Annotated in this window: 3 protein-coding genes; all 3 read left to right on the forward strand. The window is 44.0% G+C overall.

What is annotated here, in order from left to right:
• Window positions 1–64: 64 nt before the first annotated feature.
• Window positions 65–2521: a VirB4-like conjugal transfer ATPase, CD1110 family gene (locus tag OCV61_RS17905; RefSeq protein ID WP_027090295.1), complete on the forward strand. Its 2457-nt coding sequence runs from the start codon at window positions 65–67 to the stop codon at window positions 2519–2521.
• An 18-nt stretch (window positions 2522–2539) separates the two neighbouring features.
• On the forward strand, window positions 2540–2650 hold the full coding sequence (locus OCV61_RS17910) for a hypothetical protein (RefSeq protein ID WP_023922645.1): 111 nt from the start codon (window positions 2540–2542) through the stop codon (window positions 2648–2650).
• Between the two features lie 18 nt (window positions 2651–2668).
• Window positions 2669–5323, forward strand: a 2655-nt coding sequence (locus tag OCV61_RS17915) for a CD1108 family mobile element protein (protein ID WP_158422894.1), incomplete at its 3' end; no start/stop codon positions are given.

Raw genomic sequence — 5323 nt, forward strand, 5'->3', positions numbered from 1 at the left:
CCATATAAGACAGAAAATTTTTATCAGGAGATTTCCACCCTTGTAAAAAAGGAGGGTGTGCCGGATGGCAAAAAAGACAAAGCAGGAGGCTCAGCAGGAGCGTCTGTCCCTGGCGGAAAAAAGAAACCGTCAGGAAAGAAGAAACAAAAAAAGCAGAAAAGAAAGAGAACAGGAAAAGCGTAGGAAGAAGCAGGAACGGGATCGTAGGAAACAGAAAAACATTCCTACAACTGCACAGCAGAGTATTCCGTATATTCGGATGCTGCAGGATGGTATCTGCCAGGTGACAAAGACCTTTTTCTCTAAGACAATTCAGTTTTATGACATCAATTATCAGCTGGCTTTAAATGAGGATAAGACCACGATATTTGAGAATTACTGTGATTTTTTAAATTACTTTGATTCTTCCATCAGTGTGCAGCTGTCCTTTATCAATCAGCAGGTGGATGTGGCTGAATTTGAGAAAAGTATTGATATTCCGGATCAGAACGATGACTTCAATGCCATTCGTGAGGAGTACCGGACCATGTTAAAAAATCAGCTTTCCAAGGGAAACAATGGTCTGGTGAAAACCAAGTATATCACTTTTGGAATCGAAGCAGAAAGCCTGAAGGTGGCAAGACCAAGGCTTGAAAGGATTGAAGCCGATATCCTGAACAACTTTAAAGTTCTGGGAGCACAGGCACATTCCTTAAATGGTCTGGAGCGACTGGAGATTCTGTATCATGTGTTCAACCAGGATCGGATTGAACCATTTAAGTTCCAGTACAAGATGCTGCCGGAAACAGGATTAAAGACCAAAGACTTTATTGCACCAACTTCCTTTAACTTTTCCAAGAATCAGACATTTCTGATGGGAAAGACCATGGGAAGCGTGAGTTATCTGCAGATCCTGGCACCGGAGCTTACAGACCGGATGCTTGCAGATTTCCTGGATGTGGATGACAGCATCAATGTCAATATTCATATCCAGTCCATTGACCAGAGTTCTGCGATCAAGATGATCAAGAGCAAGATTTCAGATTTGGATAAGATGAAGATTGAAGAGCAGAAGCGGGCGGTACGTTCCGGGTATGACATGGATGTGCTTCCATCGGATCTTGTGACCTACGGGGAAGAAGCAAAGAATCTGCTGGAAGATTTACAGTCCAGAAATGAGCGTATGTTTCTTGTGACAGTGTTGGTGATGAATACCGCAAAGAAGCGTCAGAAGCTGGATAACAATATCTTCCAGGTACAGGGTATCGCACAAAAATACAACTGTTCCTTAAAACAGCTGGACTATCAGCAGGAAGCAGCATTGATGTCCTGTATTCCACTGGGAGTCAATCGAATTGAGATTCAGAGAGGGCTTACCACATCGGCAACAGCGATCTTTGTGCCATTTACGACACAGGAACTGTTCCAGGAAGGGGAAGCTCTTTATTATGGATTGAATGCATTATCCAACAACATGATTATGGTTGACCGGAAGCGTCTGAAGAACCCGAATGGACTGATTCTTGGTACACCTGGTTCCGGTAAATCCTTCTCAGCAAAAAGAGAAATTACGAACTGTTTCCTGATTACGGAGGACGATATTATTATTTGTGATCCAGAAGCCGAGTATTATCCACTGGTGCAGGCACTGCACGGACAGGTCATCCGGATTTCACCGGTATCAGACCAGTATATCAATCCGATGGATCTGAACCTGAATTATTCAGAGGAAGATAATCCGCTGTCCTTAAAGGCAGATTTTATTCTGTCCCTGTGTGAACTGATTGTCGGTGGAAAGAATGGACTGGAACCGGTAGAAAAGACGATCATTGACCGTTGTGTGCGGCTGGTCTATCAGGAATATCTCGCTGATCCGGTGCCAGAGAAGATGCCGATACTGGAGGATTTATATAATCTGTTGCGGAAACAGGAAGAGCCGGAAGCACAGCGTCTGGCAACTTCATTGGAGATTTACGTTACAGGTTCCCTAAATGTATTTAATCATCGCACAAATGTGGACATCAACAACCGTATCGTATGTTTTGATATCAAGGAGCTTGGAAAACAGCTGAAGAAGATCGGGATGCTGATTGTGCAGGACCAGGTATGGAACCGAGTGACGATCAACCGTTCCGCTCATAAATCCACCCGTTACTATGTGGATGAATTCCATCTTCTCTTAAAAGAAGAACAGACAGCAGCCTACAGCGTGGAAATCTGGAAGCGATTCCGTAAATGGGGCGGTATTCCGACAGGAATTACCCAGAACATTAAGGATCTTTTAGCTTCCAGGGAAATCGAGAATATTTTTGAAAACTCTGATTTTATCTATATGCTCAACCAGGCATCCGGTGACAGGCAGATTCTGGCTAAACAGTTGAATATTTCACCAACCCAGCTGTCTTATGTAACCAACAGTAATGAGGGTGAAGGACTTCTGTTCTATGGAAATGTGATTATTCCGTTTGTAGACAGATTCCCGAAGAATTCCCTTTATAAGATTATGACAACCCGCCCGGAGGAAACAGCCGAAGCAGGGTAATACAGGAGGAGTAAAACAATGTTACAGGTAATTTCATATGGATTGACATTTTGTGGCGGTGCTGTATTTGGCATCGCTTTTCTTTGTTTATTACAGGCAGGGAAAGGGTATCCGAAGAAGGAGGAGTAATCAGTGGCAGAACAGAGAATGAAAGTCAGGGATAAGAAAGTCCAGAAAATGACCAAGGATGGTCTGGTGGAAGAAAACCTGACGGATAAATCTTCTGTTCGTGTCAGTAACCGTGCCAGTGATGTGCAGATGGGAGGAAAACAGGGGGAAAAAGAAGTAAGCCTTGTGGATAAGTCTTCCCGCCAGTCTGAACGGAGTGGGAAAAATATTCGTCCCTCTGTGCAAAAATCCAGAGATGCACCGGAACTGATACGGGCAGAGAAGCAAAGTGAGGATCTTGGACAGAGTAGAAAACAGCAAAATAGAAAAAGAATCCGTGCTGAAGTCGGAAAAGAATCCAGACTTGCAGAAAAATCCGAAGCCGGACAGTCAGGGAGACTGAAAGAAAAACGTGCGGATCTATCAGAAAACAGAGGAGACAGCCGGAGAAATCAGACCGGTGGTAGCAAAAAGCCAAAACAAAAACAGCGTTTGAAGTTTGCTTATGAGGAAACTGGTGCTTCTGTGAAAAATGATAAAGATATGGAGAAATTGAACCAGATGGATACGGATGGAGTCAATTTCCGACATCAGAAACAGAAGGAAAAAGCCAAAAAGTTTTCTTATGAGGAAGCAAAAAAGAAGAAGGAAGCAAAGCAGCATTCCAAGAAGGCACAGGTCTATCAGGCAAATGATGGAGAAGCTCCTGGAAAGAAGAAATCCCGCTTGAAGTTTGGCGAAGGGGAATCTGTGAAAACAGAAAAAACTTCTGTTGTCAAGAAAGCAGGAAGTGCAGCTTCCGCAGCATTGCACCGTGAGATCAGCAAAAATGAAGACGATAATGCGGCGGTAGAAGGTGCCCATAAGTTAGAAGAAAGCGGCGAAGGTGTTTACCGGCTGGAACAGAGAAGTGCCAGACGCAGGAAACAGAGGGCATTCAGAAAAAGAAGCAGACTTGAAAGACAGGAAGAGAAACAGACACAGGCGGCAGCCCGTCAGGAACAGAAGAAACTGAAAAAACAGATTCAGAAGCAACAGATCAAACGGGATTATGCCAAAGCGAAGCGAAGTGAACAGACAGTAGGAACAGCTACAAAAGGTACGATTGATTATATCAAGAAGATTGGCGGCAAAGTCACCAACTTTTTTAAAGAAAACCGGAAGGTGTATATCAGTGTAGCAGTTCTGATCGGATTGATGTTTCTGATCATAACGAATGTCACGTCATGCTCTGCAGTGTTTTTACAAAATGTGATCACTTACACCGGAACCAGTTATCTGTCATCGGATCAGGCAATCCGGGAAGCGGAACTGTATTACACACAGCTGGAAGCTAATCTGCAGGAGTGGATCAACAATATGGAATCTGAAGAACCAGGACATGAGGAATACCGATATAACATCGGACCTATTGAGCATGATCCGTTTATCCTGATTAGTTATCTGTCTGCAAAGTATGAAGAATTTACTTTTGAACAGGTCAAGCCGGAGCTGGACGCCTTGTTTGCAGAGCAATATCATTTAACTACTGAAGCAGTCAATGAGACTGTAACGGAGACAGCAACAGTAAGAGTTGGAGAATCTTTGGGACAGGTTGTGACCAGTGGATATTGTAACTGTCCAATCTGTTGTGGTATTTGGAGCGGAGGACCGACTGCCAGTGGAGCATATCCAACTGCCAATCATACCTTAGCGGTAGATGCTTCCAATCCGTTTGTTCCAATGGGAACAAAGGTAGTTATGAATGGTGTCGAATATACCGTAGAAGATACCGGAGCTTTCGCAAGATACGGTGTACAATTTGATGTCTATTATGACAGTCATGCGGCAGCATCTGCACATGGACATCAGACCTGGGAATGTTATCTTGCAGATGATAACGGAAGCAATGAAGTCGAAGTGACCAGAATCAGAGATGTGGACACGCTGAATGTAACATTGACCAGTGGAAACCTGATGTCAATCTGTCAGGACAGGTTGGGATTTTTCCAGAAAGAACTGTTCAGTGCCTACAACGATACCAAAGGCAACCTGCAGATGTTTGCAACACCGGTTGATTTTAACTGGTATTCCAGTGTGACCAGCTATTATGGATATCGGATTCATCCAATATCAGGAGCAAATCAGTTACACAATGGTATGGATATCGGAGCACCGGAAGGGACAAAAGTAATGGCAGGGCTGACCGGAACGGTTACAACTTCTGCTTATAACGACAGCTATGGCAATTATGTTGTAATCAAGGACAGTAAAGGCTATGAACTGCGGTATGCACATTTAAGCAGCCGGAGTGTATCTGCAGGTGCATCCGTCACGAAAGGTGATGAGATCGGTCTTGTAGGAAATACCGGAAATTCTACAGGAAGCCATCTTCACATTGAACTTTTGAAAAATGGAGAGCGGTTAAACCCGATCTTTTATCTGGAAACAGGAGAAGGGACAGGCTTTGGTGGTAATGAATATACCAGTGAAGCAGCGCAACGTTTACTGGAAGAGGCTGCAAAATATCTTGGAACACCGTATGTGTGGGGCGGATATTCCCCAAGTGGATTCGATTGTTCCGGATTTGTCAGCTACTGTCTGGTTCATTCCGGGGTAAGAAATACGGGAAGGCTGACTGCACAGGGACTGTACAACATTTGTACGCCAGTATCCCAGTCAGAAGCACAGCCAGGAGATCTGATCTTCTTTACC

This window comes from Blautia ammoniilytica (assembly GCF_025566965.1).
Taxonomy (GTDB): domain Bacteria; phylum Bacillota; class Clostridia; order Lachnospirales; family Lachnospiraceae; genus Blautia_A; species Blautia_A ammoniilytica.